Source organism: Duganella sp. LjRoot269, assembly GCF_964254095.1.
GTDB lineage: Bacteria > Pseudomonadota > Gammaproteobacteria > Burkholderiales > Burkholderiaceae_D > Rugamonas > Rugamonas hordei.
This window is the reverse complement of record NZ_CAXUSL020000001.1, coordinates 6421900-6442287: the sequence shown is the minus strand read 5'-3', so window position 1 is coordinate 6442287 and position 20388 is coordinate 6421900. Positions and strand designations below refer to the sequence as shown.

The following is a 20388-nucleotide window of genomic DNA, read 5'->3' as shown; positions in this document are numbered from 1 at the left end:
GCCTACTCCTCCGCGATGGCCAGCAGCGCCATGTTGCGGCCCTTTTCCTTGGCGCGGTACAGGGCGCGGTCGGCCGCCTGCACCAGCAGTTCCGGCGAGCTGTCCTCGGTCGGCACCATCACCGCCACGCCGACGCTGATCGTCAGATGCCCGAACGGCGACTGCTGGTGCGGCATCTTGCGGCGCGCCAGCTCGGCGCAGATTTCCTCGGCGATGCCGAAGGCGTCGGCCGTGTCGGTGGCCGCCGCCAGCAGCGCGAATTCCTCGCCGCCGTAGCGCGCCACCAGGTCGCTGGTGCGGCGGCCGTGCGCGGTGATCAGTTCGGCCACCGTGCGCAGCGCCGCGTCGCCGGCCTGGTGGCCGTAATGGTCGTTGTACTTCTTGAAGTAGTCGACGTCCAGCATCAGCAGCGCCACCGCCTGGCCGGTGCGCGCGGCGCGGCGCCATTCGGCTTCCAGCGCCAGGTCGAAACCGCGGCGGTTGCTGACGCCGGTCAGGCCGTCGGTGGTGCTCAGCGCGGCCAGCTTGCGGTTCGATTCCTCCAGCTCGCCGGTGCGCGCGGCCACCAGCTGCTCCAGCTTGGCCTGGGTGCGCGTCAGGCGGGCGATGCGGATCTTGTAGGCCAGCAGCAGCGAGCCGAGCACCAGCGCGGCCGCGCCGGCGCGGAACCACCAGCGCTGCCAGAACGGCGGCGTGATCGTGATGCGCAGGGTGGCCGGCTCGGGATTCCACACGCCCAGGTGGTTGGCGGCCTTGACCCGGAACACGTAGTGGCCGGGATTGAGGTTGGTGTAGCTGGCGCTGCGGTGCGCGGCGTCGGTCTCGACCCAGTCGCGGTCGAAGCCCTGCAGCTGGTAGGCATAGCGGTTCTCGGCCGGCTCGGTGTAGTGCAGCGCGGCGAATTCCAGCGAGAACACCGACGCCTGCGACGACAAGGTCAGCGCGGTCGGCGACGTCACCGGCCCCTCGGCCTTGACGTTCTCGCCCGGCTTGCCGTCCTGCAGCGAGTGGTTGAACACGGTGATGTCGGTGATCGCCACCTGCGGCGCGACCGAGCTCGAGCGCACGGCGCCCGGCGTCACCGCCGTCATGCCGTGCACGCCGCCGAAGTACAGGGTGCCCTTGGCGTCCATCGACGAGGAGTTGACGGTGAAGCCCTCGGTTAGGCCGTCCGACGCGGAGAAATGGCTGACCTGGCCGGTGGCCGGGTCGAGGCGGTACAGGCCGGCGATGGTGCTGCACCAGATCTTGCCGTCGAGGTCGTGCTCGATGGCGAGGATCTTGGGCGCGCGCATGGCCGCCGCGTAGGATTTGAAACGGACCGTGCCGTCCGGCTTGAACACCACCAGGTTCAAGCCCTTGCTGGTGCCGACCCAGACCCGGCCCTGGCCATCCTCGTGCAGGCTGGCGATGTTGTCGTCGCTGAGACTGGCCGTATCGTTGCCGGCGTGGCGGAAATGGCGGAACTTGCCGCTGGCCGGGTCCAGCAGGTCGAGGCCGCCGCCGTTCCATTCCGAGCCGGCCCAGACGCGGCCGGCCTTGTCCTCCAGCACGGCCGAGGTGCCGTTGACGCTGCGCGTGGTCGGGTCTTGGGCGTCGTTGTAATAGATCTTGCGGGCGTCGGTCTTGATCTCGTAGCGGATCAGGCTGTTGCCGGTGGCCAGCCACAGCACGCCGCCGGCGCCGGGCGCGATGGCGTTGATATAGTCGCTGGCGGTATTGCCGAAGTGGATCACCTGGAACGGGCTGTCCGGCGTGTCCAGGCGGTTCAGGCCGTTCGACGTGCCCAGCCACAGCGGGCCCTTGCCCTCGTCGTCCTGGTACATGCTGTAGACGATGGAATGGCTCAGCTTGCCGGGCGTCTTGTCGTCGGCGTGGTAGCTGCGCACCACGGTGCTGGTGGCCGGGTCGTACAAGCTCATGCCGACGTTGCCGCCGAGCCAGACGCGGCCGCCCGGCGCGCGGGCCAGGCTCAGCAGCGCGTTGCTGGCCGGCGCCGAGCGGCTGTCGATGCGGAACGGCACGTGGCGGGTGAAGCCCTCGCTCGACAGGTTGGCCAGGCTGATGCCGTCGGTGAAGGAGGCGATCCACAGCATGCCGCCGCGATCCTGCATGACGGCGCGCAGGTTGTCGCCGGGCAGGCTGTAGGGGTCGTCGGCCGCGTGCACGAACTGGTCGAACTCGCCGGTCGATTCGTTCCAGCGCAGCAGGCCGGCCGACAGGGTGGTGCACCACAGGGTGCCCTTGTTGTCGATGTTGAAGTTGGTGATGCGGCTGTACGGCGAGGGCACGGCCTTGCGCGTGTCCCAGTCGCTCTTGCCGTCCCAGCGGATGACGCCGGACTCGGTGCCTATCCACAGCGCGCCGGTGTTGTCGAACTGCAGCGCGCGGACGATGTTGACGCGCGCGTCCGGCTTGGTGGCCGGGTCGACCTGGTGGTGCTGGAACGTGGTGGCGCCGGGCGCCAGGTAGTCCAGCCCGCCGGGCCAGGTGCCGATCCAGACGCCGCCCCTGGCGTCCAGCGCCAGCGCGTTCAGGTCGTTGCTGGCCAGGCTGCCCGGGTCGGCCTCGTCATGGGCGTAGACGGTGAACTTGCCGGTGTTGGGATTGAAGTGCTGCAGGCCGCCCCAGCTGCCGACCCACATGCCGTCCTTGCCGTCGGAAATGATGTTCTTGATGATGCGGTGGTTCTTCGGCGCCTTGCCCGGCGGCGCGAACAGCGTGAAGTTGTTGCTCTCCGGGTTGAAGCGGGCCAGGCCGTTCTGGGTGCCGGCCCAGATGCGGCCCTGCTTGTCCTCGTAGATGGCCGACACGCGGTCGTGCGGCAGGCTGGCCGGGTCGTTGGGGTTGTTGATGTACTTGACCGCCTGGTAGCCGTTGTAGCGGTACAGGCCGTTGGTGTGGGTGCCGACCCACACGAAGCCTTTGCGGTCCTGCATCAGCGACAGCATCGACGGCTCGTCGCCGCCCAGCGGCCCCAGCTTCTTGAAGCGCAGCGACGGCGCCGGCGTGGCCTGGGAGAACAGTGAAATCAGCAACAGGAATAGCGGCAGGAAGCGGCGTAGAACCGGCAAGAGCGGGGGCATGTGGGGATTTCCGATGGCGTGCAGTTTCTGTACAGAATGGCTATTATACATGCCATTGATGCAATTGATTCCGTATATAAGTGCTGGTTTTTAGCGCAGTTGCCCCGATTTAGGGTATAGTTTACGGCGCTCATTGTATCCTGCTGTGGCCGCGCTGCCGCCCCGTCAGTCCTTCCGCACTTCCTCCAAGTTGTAGCTCCGTCCGGGCGGGCAGCGCACAATACGTCGTTAATTGAAGAAAGCTTGGCTGTCCGCTGCGGGCCGCCGCACACATTATGTCCGAAACCGAGATCATCACCCCGTCCGTTCCCGCGCCAGTCGCCGAAGCCCCAGCCGTGGCCGAACCTGCCGCCGAACCTGCCGTGGCCGCCGCGCCTGCCGAACCAGTCGTCGCCCAAGTCCGCTTTGCCGATTTCGGCCTGTCGCCGGACATCCTGCGCGCGCTGACCGGCCAGGGCTATGTGCACCCGACGCCGATCCAGGCGCAGGCGATTCCCGTGCTGCTGCAGGGGCGCGACGTCATGGGCGCGGCCCAGACCGGCACCGGCAAGACCGCCGGCTTCGCGCTGCCCATCATCCAGATGCTGCTGGCCCACGCCAGCACCAGCACCTCGCCGGCGCGCCACCCGGTGCGCGCGCTGATCCTGACCCCGACCCGCGAACTGGCGGTGCAGGTGGCCGAGAACGTCAAGGCCTACGCCCAGCACACGCCGCTGCGCTCGACCGTGGTGTTCGGCGGCATGGACATGAAGGGCCAGACCGTGATCCTGAAGGCCGGCGTCGAGATCGTCATCGCCACCCCGGGCCGCCTGCTGGACCACGTCGAACAAAAGAACATCAGCCTGGGCCAGGTGCAGATGCTGGTCATGGACGAAGCCGACCGCATGCTCGACATGGGCTTCCTGCCGGACCTGCAGCGCATCATCAACCTGCTGCCGGCCAAGCGCCAGAACCTGATGTTCTCGGCCACGTTCTCGCCCGAGATCAAGAAGCTGGCCAACACCTTCCTCAGCAACCCGGTGACGATCGAAGTGGCGCGCAGCAACCAGACCGCCGACAAGGTCACCCAGGTGGTGTACAAGGTGCCGGAAAACCAGAAGCACGCCTTGACCGCCCACCTGCTGCGCCAGCGCGAGCTGAAGCAGGTGATCATCTTCTCCAACACCAAGATCGGCGCCTCGCGCCTGGCCAAGGGACTGGAGCAGGAAGGCATGAAGGCGGTCGCCATCCATGGCGACAAGACGCAGCAGGAGCGCATGGCCGCGCTGGAATCGTTCAAGAAGGGCGAGATCGACATCCTGGTCGCCACCGACGTCGCCGCGCGCGGCCTCGACATCACCGACCTGCCGTGCGTGATCAACTACGACCTGCCGTACAACGCCGAAGACTATGTGCACCGCATCGGCCGCACCGGCCGCGCCGGCGCCTCCGGCGACGCCATCTCGATCTATTCGGACAAGGACGAGCGCCTGCTGACCGACATCGAGAAACTGATCAAGCAGTCCATCCGCCGCGGCGAGCTGGACGGCTTCAACCCGGCGCCGTCGTACGGCGGCGACGAGCGCGGCGAACGCCGCCCGCGCCGCGACGAAGCGCCGCGCGGCGCCTCGTCGTCGGCCGGTCGTCCATCCGACCGGGGTGACCGTGGCGACCGTCCCGCGCCGCGCGCCGCCGGCGCCTCCTCGTACGGCTCGCGCCGCGAGAAGGTCGATCCGTGGTTCCTCAAGCCTTACGAACCGGCCAAGGCCGTCACGCCGGCGCCGTCGGCCACGCTGGGCGGCGCGGCCGCCTCCAAGCCCAAGCAGAAGATCGCCTTCCTGCTGGGCGGCGCGCCCAAGCAGTAAAAGAAGACCGGCCCTGCGCCGGTTTTTTTTCGCCGGCCTTGCCTTTGCCGGGGCTGGCAGACGAGCGGAGGCGTTGCGCTTTTCATGTACAATTTCGCGTCCCCATGCTACGACAGAACCAATTGACCACCGTTCCCTATTCCCGCATCGCCATCGTGGTGCCCTGCTACAACGAAGCCTTGACCATCGCCTCGATCGTGCGCGACTTCAACGCCTGCCTGCCCGGCGCGCCGGTGTACGTGTTCGACAATAACTCCAGCGACGACACCCAGGCCGTGGCGCGTGCCGCCGGCGCTATCGTGCGCAGCGTGCGCCAGCAGGGCAAGGGCAATGTGATCCGCCGCATGTTCGCCGACGTCGATGCCGACGTCTACGTGATGGTCGATGGCGACGACACTTATGACGCCAGCGTGGCGCCGCAGATGGTGCGCCAGTTGCTCGACCAGGGCCTCGATATGGTGGTCGGCACCCGCCACACTGACGAGCAGCAGGCCTACCGCTTCGGCCACCGTTTCGGCAACCGTCTGCTGACCGGCTGCGTAGCCGCCGTGTTTGGCAGCAGCTTCACCGACATGCTGTCCGGCTATCGTATTTTTTCGCGCCGCTACGCCAAGTCGTTTGCCGCCCACTCGGCCGGCTTCGAAACCGAGACCGAGCTGACGGTGCACGCGCTGGAGCTGCGCATGCCGGTGGCCGAGGTGCCGACGCGGTACAAGTCGCGCCCGGAAGGCTCGGTCAGCAAGCTCAACACCTACCGCGACGGCGCCCGCATCCTGTGGATGATCGTCAAGCTGTTCAAGAACGAAAAGCCGCTGTATTTCTTCGGCATCTTCGCCGGCCTGTGCGCGCTGCTGGCGCTGGCGCTGGCCGAGCCGCTGGTGGCCACCTACCTGGCCACCGGGCTGGTGCCGCGCCTGCCGACGGCCGTCCTGTGTACGGGACTGGGCATGCTCAGCGTGCTGTCGCTGTCATGCGGGCTGATACTCGACACCGTCACCAAGGGCCGCATCGAGCAGAAGCGTTTCGCCTACCTGGCCGTGCCGGCGCCACAGCCGCCCGACGCCGCATGATCGGCCGCCAGACACGCATCGAGCTGCTGCGCTTTGCCGTTTCCGGGGTGGCCGGCCTGGCCGTGGACGTCCTGGTGCTGTATCTGGCGCTGGCGCTGGGCGCCGGCTTTCACGCCGGCCGCCTGCTGTCATTCCTGGCGGCGGTGTGGGTCACCTGGCAGCTCAACCGCCGCTACACTTTTACCGGCGCCGGTCTTTCGCCGTGGCGCCAGTGGTGGCGCTACCTGGGGGCGATGGCGGTCGGCGGGGCCGTCAACTACGCCGTCTCCGCCGCCGTCATGGCGCTGCTGGCGCACTCGCGCCGGGCGGCGCCGCTGTTGCCGGCCGCGCCGCTGCTGGCGGTGTGCTGCGGCACGCTGGCCGGCCTGACGCTGAATTTCATCAGCGCCAAATTCCTGGTCTTCCATAACGGCCACGGAGATGTCTCGCCGCTTGCGGCGCTGTGCCGGCGCTTCTGGCGTTGGCTCGACAGCGCCGCCATGCTGCGGCGCCTGTGGCTGCTGCCGCTGTTGTTCGGCCTGATGTCCTTGCTGCTGGGGCAGGATGACAACTGGGATTGGCGCAACTATCACCTGTATAACCCGTTCGCGCTGATGAACGGCAAGATCGGCCTGGACCTGGCGCCGGCCCAGTGGCAGAGCTACTTCAATCCGACGCTCGATTTGGTCCACTACGGGCTGGCGCGGCTGCTGCCGGCGCCGCTGGCCGGCTTCGCCATGGGCGCGCTGCAAGGGCTGAACGTGCTGCTGCTGTTCGCCATCGGGCGCCGGTCGCTGACCCATCTGCCGCATCCGGCGCCCCTGCGCACCCCCTTGCTGCTGGCGCTGGCGGGCTGCATGGGCTGCGCGTTCTTCAGCGAGCTCGGCAACTCGATGGGCGACAACCTGACCGCCTTGTTCGTGCTTGGCGCCGTGCTGCTGGTGCTGCGCGGCTGGCCGGTGTTGGCCGCGCCGGGCGCGGGCGGGAGGAACGCGCTGGCGCTTGCCGGCCTGCTGGCGGGCGCCTGCACCGGCCTCAAGCTGACCAATGCCACCTATGCGCTGGCCCTGTGCCTGGCCCTGCTGCTGTCGCCGGGCGTCTGGTGGCGCCGTCTGCTGCACGCCTTCCTCTGCGGTCTAGGCGTGCTGGCCGGCATCGCGCTGACGGCGGGCCACTGGTTCTGGCGCATGTGGCACGAGTTCGGCAACCCGCTGTTCCCGCAATTTAACAATATCTTCCACGCGCCGCTGGCCGCGCCGATCGGCATCGGCGACACGCACTGGCTGCCGCAGGGCTGGGCCGAGACGTTGCTGTGGCCGTTCATTTTCGCGCTGCATCCGCAGCGGGTCATGGAAATCACGGCGGTTTTGCTGTTGTGGCCGCTGCTATACCTGGGCTTTGCCTGGCTCGCGGTGGCGCTGCTGCGCGCACGGCCGGCCGCGACGCCGGCCGTGCCGGAGCCGGTGCGTTTCATGCTGGTGTTTTTCGTGCTGGCGTATGCGGGCTGGCAGGCGCTGTTCAGCATCTACCGCTACCTGGTGCCGCTGGAATTGCTGGCGCCGCTGGTGCTGTGGCTGATCGCGCACCGGCTGGCGCCGGCCGGCGGCGCCGGGCGCGCCGCCGGCGCCTTCATCGCGGCGGCGGTGCTGCTGGCGCTGCCGACGCCGCACTGGGGACGGGCCGGCTGGAGCGGCGAGGCTTTTCGCGTGCAGACGCCGGCCATGCCGCGTCCGGAGCAGGCGCTGGTCTTTTCCACGCAGGCGCCGATGGGCTGGTACGCGGCCGGCTTTCCGGCCACGCTGGCGTTCGTGTCGGTCGGCGCCGGTTTTCCGGAGTCGGCCGGCTACGCCGCGCGCGTGCAGGCGATGCTGGCGGCGCGCAGCGGCCCGTGGTATGTGCTGCTCGCTTCACGCCAGGCCGATCCGAAGTACCCGGCGCCGGGCGCCGCCGCCAGCGCGGCGGCGGCCGTGCGCGAGCACGACGAGCTGGCCGACGCGGCCGCCATCCTGGGCCGCTACGGCCTGACGCCGGACGGCGGCCGCTGCGCCGCCTATGCGGCCTACATCGGCCGCAACTACCTGCCATACCGGCTGTGCCCGGTCGGCCGCCTGCCGGGCTAGTGCGGCACGATCAGCCGCAGTAGCGGAACGGCCTGCAGCAGGCGCACCAGCGCCCCGCACAGCGCCAGCACACCCAGCGCCAGGCACGGAATGGCCAGCCAGGGATTGATGAACTGGAAATCGTAGCCCAGGGTGTCCAGATAAAACAGCACCAGCACGTGCAGCAGGTAAACGCCGAAGCTGACCCGGCCGATCGCCGTGAACAGCCGCTGCAGCAACACCGGCAGCGGCCGGCTGAACAGCGAGCGCAGCGCGACGAAGGCGGCCAGGGCGCCGATCAGCACCGGCGGGCTGGAGTACACATAAAAGGTTTCGTCGGCGCGGGCCAGGCGGTCGCACTGCCACCAGGTCAGGCCGGCCACGGCCGCCGTGGCACCGGCCCACAGCAGCCAGGCGGCGTACGCGCGCGGCGGCCGCGCCGGCAAGTGCCGGTAGATCAGCGCGCCGGCCGCCATATAGCCGCCGTACAGCGACAGGAAGGCCCAGCTGACGCCGACGTGCTCGCGGCCGGTCAGCGCCACCTCCAGCGGCACGACGCTGGCGCCGACGAACCAGAAGAACAGGCAGAACAGCTGCACCCGGACAGTGTTGGCCTGGTGGAAGCCGGCCAGCACGGGCAGGAACAGATAGGCGCCGATCAGCGTGTACAGGTACCACAGGTGAGCCACCACCGGCGCCTGGATGATGCGGGCCAGCCAGCCGCTCTGGTGCTGGTTGGCGTGGCGGAACCACAGCAGGTACAGCACAGACCAGCACAGCAGCGGCAGGCCGACGCGCCACAGGCGGCTGGCGATGGCCGGCACGGTATGCCGGCGCGGCAGCAGCAGGGCGCCGGTGATCATGAAGAACAGGGGCACGGCCACCCGCGACACGCTTTCATAGGCGTTGACGGCCCACCAGTGCGGGCCCAGCGCGCCAAAGCCCTTGGCGGCGATGTGGATGGTGATGACGAACAGGATCGCGACGCTGCGCATGCCTTCGAGGCTGAGGTCGCGCGCGACGCCGGACTGGTGGGCCGGAGGAGGGGACATGATGGCTTCCTACTGGCCGGAGGGGCGGAAAGTGATGGTCTTATGCAGCACGAAGGTCAGTACCGGACCGCACAGCAAGACCATCAGCAGGCCGATCAGGTAGTGCCAGTGCAGCGCCTGGGCCAGCGCCGACAGCGCCACGGTGAGCGCCAGGCTGCCCAGCGAGACCATGAAGAACTTGCCGTACAGTTGCAGCGTCGGGCGGCGCCGGAACGTCAGATAGCTGTTGGCAAAGAACGAGGCGCTGTTGGCCAGCGCGAAGCCGCCTACGTTGGCCAGCACCGGCGACACCTGCAGCGTCTCCACCAGCGCCACCACCACGGCCGAATGCAGCACGGTGTTGACCACGCCGATGGCGCCGAAGGTCAGCAGGTCGCGGTAGCGCCGCCAGTAGGGCTCAAGCAGCTTCACGCGCATGCTCTTCCCGCACCACGTACACCGGCCGCCGCTTGACTTCGTTGTAGATGCGTCCGACGTACTCGCCCAGCACGCCGATGCCGATCAGCTGAATGCCGCCCATGAACATGCTGGCCACCATCAGCGACGCGTAGCCCGGCACGTCGACGCCGTAGATCAGCGTCTTGATCACGATGCTGGCCGCATACAGCAGCGCCAGCGACGACACGCCGAGGCCGACATAGGTCCAGATCTTCAGCGGCACGGTGCTGAAGCTGGTGATGCCTTCCAGCGCGAAATTCCACAGCTTCCAGAAATTGAAGCTTGATTCGCCGGCGGTGCGGGCCGCCACCGCGTAGTTGACCGTCGCCGTGCGGAAGCCGACCCAGGCGAACAAGCCCTTCATGAAACGGTGGCTCTCCGGCAACTGGCGCAGAGCCGCCACCACCGCCTTGTCCATCAGGCGGAAGTCGCCGACATCCTGCGGCACGTCGATGTTGGCGATCTTGTTGTGGAAGCGGTAGAACCAGTTGGCCGACAATTTCTGCAGGCGGCCGTCGGTCAGGCGGTCGTTGCGGCGCGCCAGCACCACCTCGGCGCCCCCTTCCCACAGCGCCAGCATGTCGCCGATCAGCTCGGGCGGGTGCTGCAGATCGGAATCGATCGGCACCACCGCGTCGCCCCGCGCCCGGTCCAGGCCGGCCGTCAGCGCGGCCTCCTTGCCGAAGTTGCGCGACAGGTCCACCGTATGCAGCATCGGGTACTGCGCCTGGGCGGCGGTCAATTCCTGCCAGGTCTGGTCGCGGCTGCCGTCGTTGACGGCGATCACTTCGAAGTCGTAGCCGGGCAGGCCGGCCGCCACCAGGTCCACCCGCCGCAGGAATTCGCGCACATTGCCCGCCTCGTTGTAAAACGGCGCCACTAAAGAGACTAGTTTTTTCAATCTGTTTTCTCCACGCCCTGCTGGCGTTTGCATAGGTAAGCGAAATTCGCGTCGACACAGGCGCTCTGCGGCGGCTCGCCCAGCAGTTGCCGCACGCTGGCCAGCGATGGAAAGTCCTGCTTGATGAAGACGAAGGCCGTGCCCGGCGCCTGGGCGGCGCCGATCTCGCGCGCATAGTTGTCGCAGGGCTTTTTCAGCCGCGCCACATAGCCGGTCGACATCTTCAGCTGGCGTTTGACCGCGTAGCGCATGGTGGGCAAGATCGTCTGCGTGCCGGCCGAGGTGCCGCAGCCGAACGGCGGATAGACCATCAGCGTGTCCACCTGCGGACCGAGGAAGGCATCCCACAGCGCCGCCTCGACGCGCGACGACTGGGGCGCGTCGACGTCGTTGCGGGCCGACCGGTGGTGCCCCTGCAAGTCCCACCATTGCAGGCCGACCAGCAGCGCCAGCAGGGCTGCCGCGCGCGCCCGGCCGGCATGGCGCTGGACGCTGACCACCGTGAAGATCACGACCGCGTAGCCGACCGGCCAGAAAAAGCGGCCGGACGCGCGCAGCTGGTCGGTGACGGTGCGGGTCCACTCCGGCAGCTCCAGCGTGTACAGCGGCTGTGCCCCCAGGTAGACGTTGTTGGACAGCGCATACAGCGCCAGCAGCGCCAGCATCCACAGCAGCACCGCGTGGCGCCGGCAGAACTGGCCGTCGTGGCGCTGCCGCAGCCGGATGGCGCCGGCGGTAAACAGCAGCAGGAACACGCCGAGGTAATTGTAGCCTTCGCCCTGGCCGGTGGTGGCCATCGGGGTGGCGAAGCGCAACAGGTCGCCGCCGGCGATGGGACTGAGCAGGTTCATCGAGTAGAAGCCGAAGCCCCATTCGCTGGACTGGCCGGCCGGCGCCAGCGGCAGCATGGTCAGCCACAGGCTCAGCCCCAGCAGCAGCGGCGCGCCCAGCAGCGCCGGCAGCGCCTGGCGCCAGCCGCCGTTGCGCAGGTGGCGCAGCGCATCGGCGCCGAACAGCAGCGAGAGCATGCTGAACAGATAGATGTTGATGTAGAAGCCGCCGATCAGCAGCGCCGTCCAGCCGCCGCCGGCCAGCCGGCCCAGCCGGCTGCCGCGCAGATACAGCGCGAAGGCGAACAGCAGCAGCCACTGCGACATCAGGCTGATGTGATGGATGCGGAAGGTCAGCGCCGGGAAGGTGGCCAGCAGCACCGTCAGCGCGGCCAGCGCCGCCCACGAACGCAGCTGCGCCTCGCGGCAGATCCACCAGGCGCCGGCGCCTTGCAGCAGGTAGCACAGCATGATCCAGCCGACGTAGGGATTGCTGTAGCGCACGTCGGGGCCGTGGCGCAGCAGTTTGAGTACCAGCGCATACAGCGGAATGGTGTCGAGGAAGGTCGCCAGCGTGCCGTCCGGCCAGTTGACCGATTCGATGCGCAGCAGCGGCCAATGCCACGGCTCATGGACGTAGGCGTTGAAGCCGGAGATGTACTGGGCCAGGTCGCTGTCGTCGGACAGCCAGAAGCCCGACAGGCCGCGCATGAACTGGCCGCCGTACACCTGGTAGGCCAGCCACAGCGCCAGCAGCGCCGCCAGCAGCAGCGCCGCCGGCCCGGCCGGGTCGGCGCACAGCCACAGCAGGCGCCGTGCCGGCGGCAGCCGCAGGCGCGATGGAGGGGAAGAGTCGGCAGATACCATGAAGATGCTGTGGTGAAAAACCTAGCATTATAGTCGCTGCCGCGTGCTGTTGCCGATTAAATCACTATTGCCGGCGTGAACCGCCGGCGCCTGCTCAGGCGTCGTCGCCCCGTCCCTGCAGCACGGCCAGCAGTCCGGCCGCGTTGTCGGCCCAGGTCTTCCACGGCATGCCGGCCGACGACGGTGCCTTGCCCTGCGCAGCGAGCGCCAGCCAGTCGCGCACGGCGCCGGCCAGCGCCGCGCCGTCGGCGCCGTCGAAATAGTGCGCGTGCGGCCCCGCCACTTCGCGGAACACCGGCAGCGCGCGCACCAGCAGCGGCAGCTGGTGGCTGGCCGCCTCGATCAGCGGCAGGCCGAACCCTTCCCCTTCGCTCGGCACCAGCAGGCAGGCGCAGTCGCGGTACAGCTGCCGCAGCGCGGCGTCGTCCAGGCCCTGCAGCCAGAACAGCCGCTGGTCCAGCTGCGGGTGCTGCTGCAGGCGTTGCACGATCAGCGGGATGGTGCGGCGCTCGTGCGCCGGCAGCGGCTTCCAGCCTTCGCCGCCGACGATCACCAGGTTGGCCTGCACGCCCTCGGCCCACAATTGCTCGAAGGCGTCGAGCGCCTGCAGATGCCCTTTGCGCGGCTCGATCGTGCCCACCATCAGGAAACTCGGCAGGTCGGCAAAGCGCGCCAGTTCGGCGTTCGGCGCCGCCGGCGCGTCGCCGGCGGCGCCGATGTCGGCGCCGTGGTGCAGCACCGCCAGCTTGGGCGGCACGGCGTCGGCGTCCTGCTGCCGCAGCCACTGGCGCAATTCCTGGCGCACCGCGTCGGAGATGCAGATCAGGCGGTCGGCCTGGGCGGCGATGCAGGCCAGCCAGCCGCCGTGGGTCAGCGCGGCGCCGGACGGGAAGAACTCCGGCCGCAGCACCGGCAGCAGGTCGTGCACCAGGAAATTGACGTGCACGCCGCGCGCGCGCCAGTGCGCGTACAGGCCGGCCTGGGCGGCGGCCACCACCGCGCCCGGCGAGTAGTCGGCGCTGTAGAACACGTCGCCGGCGCTGGTGTCGGCCACCGCGTCCTGCAGTTCGGTGGCGATGCCCAGCAGTTGCGCCGTGTAGCGGCGCGCGTAGCGGTAGTGCCAGCGGCCGCCTTCGTCGCTCAGGTACACCGGCTCCACGCGCCAGCCGGGCAGCGGCTCGCGCAGCAGCTCGGCCACCTGGGTGCGCACCACCCGTTCGATGCCGGTCTTCAGGTCGTGGCGGGCGATCGCGGTGACGTCGACCAGCAGCTGGCGCGGCAGCGTGGCGTCCGGCGCGCGGGCGATCACCGCGGCCAGCTGCTGCAGCGCGGCGTCGTCGGCCGGCAGGTCGTCGCGCGCGGCCAGCGCCCGCAGCAGCGCCGGGCGGCCGTGGCGCGCGTCGGCTTCGGCCTCGGCCATCGCGCCGGCGTACAGCCTGGCGCATTGTTCCGGGCTGTGCGCGGTGTGCAGCAGGCGGGCGGCGGCGGCGCCCAGCGCCTGGCGGCGGCCGGCGTCGTCGCGCAGGCCGTCCAGCGCGGCCGTCAGCGCCGGCAGTTCGAAATGGTCGGCCAGCCGCCACACGGTGTCGGCGGGCAGCGCCGCCATCGAGCCGTTGGCGTTGACGATGGTGGCCAGGCCGTAGTTCATGCAGTCGAGCACGGCGGCCGAGGTCTCGCCGCGCGACACGCTGCGCAGCTGCACGCCGATGTCGGCGGCCTGCAGATACTGGTGATAGACGGCTTCGTCGGTCCAGCCGGCGATGCGGATGCGCTCGTGGCCGGCGATCGCGGCGCTGACTTGCTCGCCGTAGCCGCCGCCGTGGTTGGCGCCCACCAGTACCAGCAGGCAGCGCGGATCGGCGTGCAGCCGCGATGCCAGCCAGGCCTGGACCAGTTCCAGCGTCAGCTTGGTCGGCGCGATGAAGCCGAAGCTGCACGTCAGCAGCGCGTCGTCGGCGATGCCCAGCGCCCGGCGGGCGGCGCCGCGGTCCTGCTGCGCCGGCAGCGCGCGCGGCAGCGGCACCACGTTCCAGTTGGCCGCCGCCTGCGCGCCGTACCACTGGCGCGCCAGGCTGCGCGCGTGTTCGGAATGGACGATGACGCGGGTGGCGTCCTGCAGCACCGCCAGGTTGCACGGATAGCGGTCGCGCGCGGCGTCGGTGCCGTCCGGCTGCTGGCCGGCCAGCAGCGCCGGATAGCCGTGGCTGTCGAACAGCGCTTGCGACCAGGCGCCCGGCATGCCGCCGGTCATCTGCTCGTAGGCCAGCACGCTGCTGAGGAAGAAATCGTGCAGCACCACCACGCCCGGATGGCGGCGCAGCAGGCCGAACATGTGGCTGTGGAAGGGGCTGTTGCCGAACTGGTAGAGGATCTGCTCGTAGTCGCCGGCGTGCTGGTCGAACCAGGCCACGTCGCGCCGCGGCAGCGCGGCCAGCGCCGGCGGCAGGGTCAGCTTGTCCTGCCGCAGCACCAGCTCGATGTCGAAGTGGTCCAGCAGCGCCGGCAGCAGCTGCGCGGCGTAGTCGGCGATGCCGGTGCGCTCGGGCGGCAGCGGCGAGACGAAGGCCAGCTTCGGCTTGCGCGCGGCCGGGACCGGGGCGGGCTGGCCTGCGCCGGCCTGGCCGCGCCAAGCCTCCAGCGCGCGCACGGTGCGCTGCGCGGTCGCGTCCCACGAGAAGCGCGCAGCCTGCCGGCGACCGTGCTCGCGCAGGCGCTGCTGCAGGGCGGCGTCGGTCAGCACTTCGGCGATCTTGGCCGCGATGGCGGCCGGGTCGTCGGCGTCGAACATGGCCTCGTCGCAGCCGATCACTTCCGGGATGCTGGTGTTGTCGGCGCCGATCACCAGCGCGCCGCAGGCCATCGCCTCCAGCGCCGGCAGGCCGAAGCCCTCGTGGCGCGACGGGAACACGAACAGCGCGGTGTTGCGGTACAGCTCGATCAGGTCGGCGTCGCTGACGTAGCCGGTCAGGATCAGCTCATCGGCGCCGACGCCGGCGGCGGCCGCATGGGCCAGCAGCGCGTCGCGGTCGTGCTGGCCCAGCTTGCTGGCGATCAGCAACTGATGGCCGGCGCGCACCGCCGCCGGCAGCAGGCTGTAGGCGTTGATCAGGCCGTCGATGTTCTTGCGCGCGTCGAAGCCGCCGGGCGCGTACATCAGCATCGCGCGCGTCACGCCGAAGCGATGGCGCAGCGCGGTCCAGCGTTCGGCGTCCGGCGCGGCCGGGCGGAAGCTGTCGTCCACCGCCGTGGAGATCGCCACCACCTGCTGCGGCGGCAGCTGCAGCGCGTCGATCGCCTCCTGGCGCGAGTAGTCGGAAATCGACAGCAGCAGGCCGACCCGGCGCAGCGAGGCGATCTTGCGGTCGTAGTAGTGGCGCTGGGCCGGCGTGCCGAGGTAGGCCTCGGGATTGAGGAAGGGGATCAGGTCGTACAACACCACGGCGGTGCGCTCGGCGCCGGCAAAGCCGCCGACCGACACCACGGCGTCGTCGACGAAGCCTTCGAACAGGCTGGTGACCAGCACCGCGTCCGGCCGCAGCTGGGCGATCGCGTATTCGCGCAGCAGTTCGGCGGCGCGGGTGCGCGCGCTGTTGTCCGGATGCAGCTCGGCCAGCGGACCGGCCACGTCGAACACGCAGATGCGCTCGGGCGGCACCAGGCCGGCAAAGGCCGCGCGCAGCTCGGCGATGGCGTCGGCCAGCGCGCCGTTCAGCAGCAGCCACACTTCATGCTGGCCGGCGTTGCGCGCCACGCCCAGCGCCAGCGCCAGCGAATAGCGGCCGATGCCGCGGAAGCGGCTTTCCGACTGGGCTCCCTGCAAATCGATGACGATACGCATCAATGTTTCCTTGTCTTGAGCGCGGATTGGAGATCGTGGTAGATGCGCAGCGCGCGCGGCGACATGTCGCCCAGCGGCGCCGGCGGTTCCGGCGGCATCGCCTGGCTGGCCTGCACGGCGGCGTGGTACAGCATGGCCTGCAGGCGGGGCTGCAGGCCCGGCACGCGCGCCAGCCACGGCTTGAGCAGGCGCTTGACGCGCGGCCGGCGCAGCGCGGCGCGCGCCATGCGCAGCAGCAGGGCCTTGGCGCGCGGCCGCGCGGCGGCGCGCGCATCGCGCACCCAGCCGCCGACCAGGCGCCACGGCCCGGTGATGCGCCACGAACTGCTGGCCAGCAGCGCGGCGATGTGCTGCTCGGCGTGGGCGCGCTGCTGCGCCGCCTCCTGGCGCGCCTGCTCGGCCTGCTGCATGGCCTGCAGCGCCTGCTGCGCGGTCTGCTGGGCCTGCTGCAGCGCCTGGTGGAACGCCTGGTCGGCGGCGTGCAGGCGGCCATCGAGCGCGGCGATGGCGCGCGCCAGCTCCTCGTTGCGGGCGTCGTTGCGCTGGCTCAGGCGGGTCACGCCCTCCAGCCCCGACTCGGCGCCGGCCAGCCGCAGCTTGCTGTCGATGGTGTGCTGCTCCAGTTGGGCCAGCGCGGCGCGCAGGGCGTCGTGGCGGCCCTCGAGGCGCTGTTCGAAGCGCTGCGCCAGCTGGGCCAGCGCCAGGCCGTAGCCGGCGCCGAAGGCAGCCTCGAACGGCGCCAGCACGGCGCCGCCGGCGTCCTTCTGCGCCACCACGGCGTAGTCGGGGCTGACGCCGTCGAGCACGTTGATCAGGCCGACCGGGGCGTCGCCGCGCAGGCCGGCCTCCTCCTGCAGGCGCACCACCTTGTGGCGGCCGAAGCCGCCGAACTCGGTGACAAAGGCCAGCAGTTGCGGCGGCAGCGGCCGCAGGTGGGTGGGATCGAGGTAGAAGCTGGAGGCGCCGACCACCAGGTTTTCCGGATTCGGCGTCTCCATGATCAGCAGGCCGCCAGGCAGCAGCACGCGCTGCGCCTCGGCCACCAGCGCCTGCAGCAGCTCGAACGGGATGTGCTCGACCAGGTGGAAGGCCGACACCAGCGCCAGGCTCCGGTCCGGCAGCGCGCGCAGGCAGGCGATGGCGTCGCCCAGCTCGACGTCCAGGCCGCGCTCGCGGCAGGCCGCCAGCATGCCCTCGTCGAGGTCGACGCCGCGGGCGTGAAATCCCTGTTCGCCCAGCAGCTCGAGCCACTCGCCGCGGCCGCAGCCGAGGTCGAGCGCGGCCGGCGGCTGTTGCAGCGTGGCCAGCGGCGCGATGAACGGCAGGTAGGCGCGCAGCCTGTCCTTGATGATCGCGCGCGCGCCGCGGTAGCGGTCCTCGAAGGCGCGGTAGAAGCCGGCGCTCATCGGGCGATCTCGATCGCCGGTTCCATCCAGCTGGTGCCGACGAATTCTTTACGGTTCATGTTCATGACGATAAACAGCAGCGCCAGGTCGCGCCACTCGTAGTTGTCGGCCAGGTGGGTCTCGCTGCTGGTGAGCGCGGTGGTCACCGAATAGCTGCCGGGGCCGAGGTTGAGCGGGAAGCGGAAACGGTATTCGATCTGCTCGCCGGCGCGCACGGCCGTCAGCGGCTGTTCCATGTGGTGGGTGTTGGTGCCGTAGATCTGCTGGCCCAGGCGGTCCTTGATCATATAGCCCAGCACCAGGCGCGGCAGGTCGGCGTGGACGCTGACCTTGATGCGCAGCGTGACCGGCACGCCGACATTGAGCACTTCCAGCGGCGCGCCGTCGGCGTTCTCGATGCTGATCGCCGTCACCGTCGCCATGCCGTTGCCCGAACTGGTCTGGGTGCGGCCGTCGGCGCCGGTGGTCTGCTCGACGTTGACGCCGTCGCGTTCGGCGATCAGCGCGTTGTAGTAGTCCATCACTTCCTCGGGCCGGCCCTGGTACGCCAGGCGGCCGCGGTCGAGCAGCAGCGCGCGGTCGCAGATCGACTGGATCGCCGCGCGGTCGTGGCTGACGATCAGCAAGGTGGTGCCCAGCTGGCGGAACTGGCGGATGCGTTCGAAGCTCTTGTGCTGGAAATACGCGTCGCCCACCGACAGCGCCTCGTCGACGATCAGCACGTCCGGCCGGCGCACCGTGGCCACGCTGAACGCGAGGCGCATCTGCATGCCGGACGAATACACGCGCACCGGCTGGTCGATGTAGTCGCCGATGTCGGCGAAGGCCTCGATCTCCGGCATCAGCGTGCCGATCTCCTCGACCGACATGCCCAGCAGCTGGCCCGCCATGTAGGCGTTCTGGCGGCCGCTGAACTCGGGATGGAAGCCCATGCCCAGCTCCAGCAGCGCGGCCACGCGGCCGGTGATGTGGACGCTGCCGGTGGTGGGCTGGGCGGTGCCGGTGATCAGCTTGAGCAGCGTGCTCTTGCCGGCGCCGTTGATGCCGATGATGCCGACCGCCTCGCCCGGCGCCAGCTGGAAGCTGACGTCCTGGATCACCCACTTGAGGCGGTGGCGCGGGCCCAGCGACGGCAGCACCCACTCCGCCAGCCGGCCCCAGCGATTGCCGTATTGTTTGTAGGCCTTGCCCAGTTGTTTGACGCTTATCGTGCCCATGGTGTGCTCCCGGTGTGGCGCTTACAGTTCATCGACCATCTCGCCGGCGCGCTTGCGGAACAACTGCAGTCCCAGCGCGCAGCAGGCCAGGCCCAGTGCCGCGGCCGGCAGCAGGCCGCCCCACTGCGGCGGCTGGCCGTTAACCAGCACCTGCTGGTAGGCGCCGATGACGGCCGCCATCGGGTTCCACACCAGCAGCGCGCGCACCGGGGCCGGCAGCGCGCCGACCGGGTAGACGATGGGCGTGAACCAGAACCAGAACTGCAGCACGATGCCGAAGAACTGGCCGACGTCGCGGAAGAACACGTTGAGCACGCCGAGCACCATGCCCAGGCCGATGGCGAAGACGATCTGCAGCAGCAGCACCGGAAACACCAGGAAGTAGACCCAGCCGGGAAAGTTGCCCGAGAGCGCCAGGAAGGCGGTAAACAGGCCGAAGATGATGGCGAAGTTGACCAGCGCGTTGAGCACCACGATGATGGGCAGGCAGATGCGCGGGAACTGCAGTTTCTTGATCAGGTTGGCGTGGTCGATGAACACCGACTGGCTGCGCCCGGTGATCTCGGCAAACAGGCCCCAGGTCAGCGCGCCGGCGCACAGATAGATGCTGTAGGCGAAGGTGGCGTTGCTGCCCTGCAGGCGGCTGCCCATCACCTGCGAGAAGATCACCGTGTAGACCACGATCATGGCCAGCGGATTGAGCACGGTCCAGGCCGCGCCGAGCAGCGAATTGCGGTAGCGCGACTGGAATTCGCGCTGCACGCTGCCGAGCACGAAGCCGCGGTAGCGCCACAGGCCGCCGATCATGGCGCGCGAAATCATCGTGCCGCTCCGGCCGGGCTGACGGGCCGGCGCGGGACGCGGCGGTGATGCGGGCAGGTGGGTTTCGTCATGGTGCGGTGGCGCGCGGGCCGGGTGGCAAAGCGGCGGATTATAGCATGCGGTCCCTGCGGCGGCAGGGCCGCGCACGGGCGCGGCGCCCTAGCTCTGTGCCAGTTTCTGCAGCGCTTCCGGGTTGACGATGATCAGCCGGTGCGTGCCTTTCTTGATGATGCCCTGCTGGACCAGCGTCAGCAGCGTGCGGGTCACCGTCTCGCGGCTGGTGTTGATCATGTTGGCGATGTCCTGGTGGGTCGGCAGGTTCTCGACCACCTCGACGTCGTCGCTCTTCTTTTCCTTGACCAGCTCGAGGAAGCTGTAGATGCGCTTGGCGGTGTTGTGGATGCTGAGCAGGGCGCGGAACTCCGAGTCGCGCTGCACCTTGGCGGCCAGGAAGCGCAGCATCTGGTTGGCCACCGACGGCGAGTGCGAGAACAGGTGCAGCGCGGTGGCGCGCGGCAGCAGCGCGATCAGCACCGGCGTCGTCGCCACCACCGAGGCCGAGCGCATGGTGCCGTTGATGACGGCGATTTCGCCGAAGAAGTCGCCCGGCGCCAGCATGCGCAGGCCGATCGCGCGGCCATCCTCGGTGATGTCGACCACCTGCAGCTGGCCTTGCAGCAGGAACAGCAGGCTGTCGCCGCTGGCGCCCTTCTGCAGCACCACCTCGCGCTTGGCGTACTGGCGGATGCGCAGGTCGGTGCGCACCATCAGCATTTCCTCGTCAGTCAGGTTGGCCAGCAGCGGGATGTTGCGCAGATGAATCTGCATATTGATTTGCTGGCCGCCATCCAGGGCCGCCGCAGCCTCCTGCGCCGTCATCGTCGCCGGCAAAGCGGGGTCGGGCGCCGTCATGGTGCGGGCGCCGCGACGGCAGCGGTG

General features: G+C 69.4%; 13 protein-coding genes. 3 read left to right on the top strand and 10 right to left on the bottom strand.

Translation table 11 applies throughout. The annotated features are described in order from the left end of the window. Positions 1 to 2: 2 nt before the first annotated feature. Positions 3 to 3086 carry a diguanylate cyclase gene (locus ACSQ3S_RS28785; RefSeq protein WP_436144523.1) on the bottom strand — a complete coding sequence of 1028 codons (3084 nt, stop codon included), beginning with the start codon at positions 3084 to 3086 and terminating at the stop codon, positions 3 to 5. A gap of 275 nt (positions 3087 to 3361) precedes the next feature. Here ACSQ3S_RS28785 and ACSQ3S_RS28780 point away from each other — a divergent pair, with 275 nt between their 5' ends. The 3 genes from ACSQ3S_RS28780 to ACSQ3S_RS28770 all read left to right on the top strand — a co-directional run bounded on the left by ACSQ3S_RS28780 (position 3362) and on the right by ACSQ3S_RS28770 (position 8099). Continuing rightward, entirely contained in the window at positions 3362 to 4930 is a 1569-nt protein-coding gene (locus ACSQ3S_RS28780) for a DEAD/DEAH box helicase (protein WP_436144522.1), read from the top strand. 104 nt (positions 4931 to 5034) lie between these two features. After that, entirely contained in the window at positions 5035 to 6000 is a 966-nt protein-coding gene (locus ACSQ3S_RS28775; RefSeq protein WP_436144521.1) for a glycosyltransferase family 2 protein, read from the top strand. Next, positions 5997 to 8099 (top strand): GtrA family protein, encoded by a 2103-nt coding sequence (locus ACSQ3S_RS28770; RefSeq protein WP_436144520.1) that lies wholly within the window; start codon positions 5997 to 5999, stop codon positions 8097 to 8099. The genes ACSQ3S_RS28775 and ACSQ3S_RS28770 overlap by 4 nt, the downstream gene beginning before the upstream one ends. Here the strand turns inward: ACSQ3S_RS28770 and ACSQ3S_RS28765 are convergent. From ACSQ3S_RS28765 to ACSQ3S_RS28725, 9 genes are all read right to left on the bottom strand, one after another. Then, positions 8096 to 9130: an acyltransferase gene (locus tag ACSQ3S_RS28765; protein ID WP_436144519.1), complete on the bottom strand. Its 1035-nt coding sequence runs from the start codon at positions 9128 to 9130 to the stop codon at positions 8096 to 8098. The two genes, ACSQ3S_RS28770 and ACSQ3S_RS28765, sit on opposite strands and share 4 nt — an antisense overlap. A gap of 9 nt (positions 9131 to 9139) precedes the next feature. After that, positions 9140 to 9541, bottom strand: coding sequence for a GtrA family protein (locus ACSQ3S_RS28760; RefSeq protein WP_436144518.1), 402 nt, complete (start codon positions 9539 to 9541; stop codon positions 9140 to 9142). Beyond that, on the bottom strand, positions 9528 to 10469 hold the full coding sequence (locus ACSQ3S_RS28755; RefSeq protein WP_436144517.1) for a glycosyltransferase family 2 protein: 942 nt from the start codon (positions 10467 to 10469) through the stop codon (positions 9528 to 9530). The genes ACSQ3S_RS28760 and ACSQ3S_RS28755 overlap by 14 nt, the downstream gene beginning before the upstream one ends. Then, positions 10466 to 12166 carry a hypothetical protein gene (locus ACSQ3S_RS28750; RefSeq protein WP_436144516.1) on the bottom strand — a complete coding sequence of 567 codons (1701 nt, stop codon included), beginning with the start codon at positions 12164 to 12166 and terminating at the stop codon, positions 10466 to 10468. Before ACSQ3S_RS28750 ends, ACSQ3S_RS28755 begins: the two co-directional genes overlap by 4 nt. Positions 12167 to 12260: 94 nt before the next feature. Next, positions 12261 to 16004, bottom strand: a complete 3744-nt coding sequence (locus ACSQ3S_RS28745) for a glycosyltransferase (protein ID WP_436144515.1) — start codon at positions 16002 to 16004, stop codon at positions 12261 to 12263. Further along, a complete protein-coding gene (locus tag ACSQ3S_RS28740) occupies positions 16004 to 17410 on the bottom strand; it encodes a class I SAM-dependent methyltransferase (RefSeq protein ID WP_436144514.1) in 1407 nt (468 codons plus the stop codon). Before ACSQ3S_RS28740 ends, ACSQ3S_RS28745 begins: the two co-directional genes overlap by 1 nt. Further along, positions 17407 to 18627 carry an ABC transporter ATP-binding protein gene (locus tag ACSQ3S_RS28735; RefSeq protein ID WP_436144513.1) on the bottom strand — a complete coding sequence of 407 codons (1221 nt, stop codon included), beginning with the start codon at positions 18625 to 18627 and terminating at the stop codon, positions 17407 to 17409. Before ACSQ3S_RS28735 ends, ACSQ3S_RS28740 begins: the two co-directional genes overlap by 4 nt. Positions 18628 to 18648: 21 nt before the next feature. Beyond that, entirely contained in the window at positions 18649 to 19449 is an 801-nt protein-coding gene (locus tag ACSQ3S_RS28730) for an ABC transporter permease (RefSeq protein ID WP_436144512.1), read from the bottom strand. Between the two features lie 159 nt (positions 19450 to 19608). Next, positions 19609 to 20361: a Crp/Fnr family transcriptional regulator gene (locus ACSQ3S_RS28725; protein WP_436144511.1), complete on the bottom strand. Its 753-nt coding sequence runs from the start codon at positions 20359 to 20361 to the stop codon at positions 19609 to 19611. Positions 20362 to 20388 lie beyond the last annotated feature (27 nt).

What these genes read in the sequence shown, in the direction of transcription:
- ACSQ3S_RS28785 (WP_436144523.1), bottom strand. Translation starts at nt 3,086, where the DNA reads ATGCCCCCGCTCTTGCCGGTTCTACGCCGCTTCCTGCCGCTATTCCTG.
- ACSQ3S_RS28780 (WP_436144522.1), top strand. Translation starts at nt 3,362, where the DNA reads ATGTCCGAAACCGAGATCATCACCCCGTCCGTTCCCGCGCCAGTCGCC.
- ACSQ3S_RS28775 (WP_436144521.1), top strand. Translation starts at nt 5,035, where the DNA reads ATGCTACGACAGAACCAATTGACCACCGTTCCCTATTCCCGCATCGCC.
- ACSQ3S_RS28770 (WP_436144520.1), top strand. Translation starts at nt 5,997, where the DNA reads ATGATCGGCCGCCAGACACGCATCGAGCTGCTGCGCTTTGCCGTTTCC.
- ACSQ3S_RS28765 (WP_436144519.1), bottom strand. Translation starts at nt 9,130, where the DNA reads ATGTCCCCTCCTCCGGCCCACCAGTCCGGCGTCGCGCGCGACCTCAGC.
- ACSQ3S_RS28750 (WP_436144516.1), bottom strand. Translation starts at nt 12,166, where the DNA reads ATGGTATCTGCCGACTCTTCCCCTCCATCGCGCCTGCGGCTGCCGCCG.
- ACSQ3S_RS28745 (WP_436144515.1), bottom strand. Translation starts at nt 16,004, where the DNA reads ATGCGTATCGTCATCGATTTGCAGGGAGCCCAGTCGGAAAGCCGCTTC.
- ACSQ3S_RS28740 (WP_436144514.1), bottom strand. Translation starts at nt 17,410, where the DNA reads ATGAGCGCCGGCTTCTACCGCGCCTTCGAGGACCGCTACCGCGGCGCG.
- ACSQ3S_RS28735 (WP_436144513.1), bottom strand. Translation starts at nt 18,627, where the DNA reads ATGGGCACGATAAGCGTCAAACAACTGGGCAAGGCCTACAAACAATAC.
- ACSQ3S_RS28730 (WP_436144512.1), bottom strand. Translation starts at nt 19,449, where the DNA reads ATGATTTCGCGCGCCATGATCGGCGGCCTGTGGCGCTACCGCGGCTTC.
- ACSQ3S_RS28725 (WP_436144511.1), bottom strand. Translation starts at nt 20,361, where the DNA reads ATGACGGCGCCCGACCCCGCTTTGCCGGCGACGATGACGGCGCAGGAG.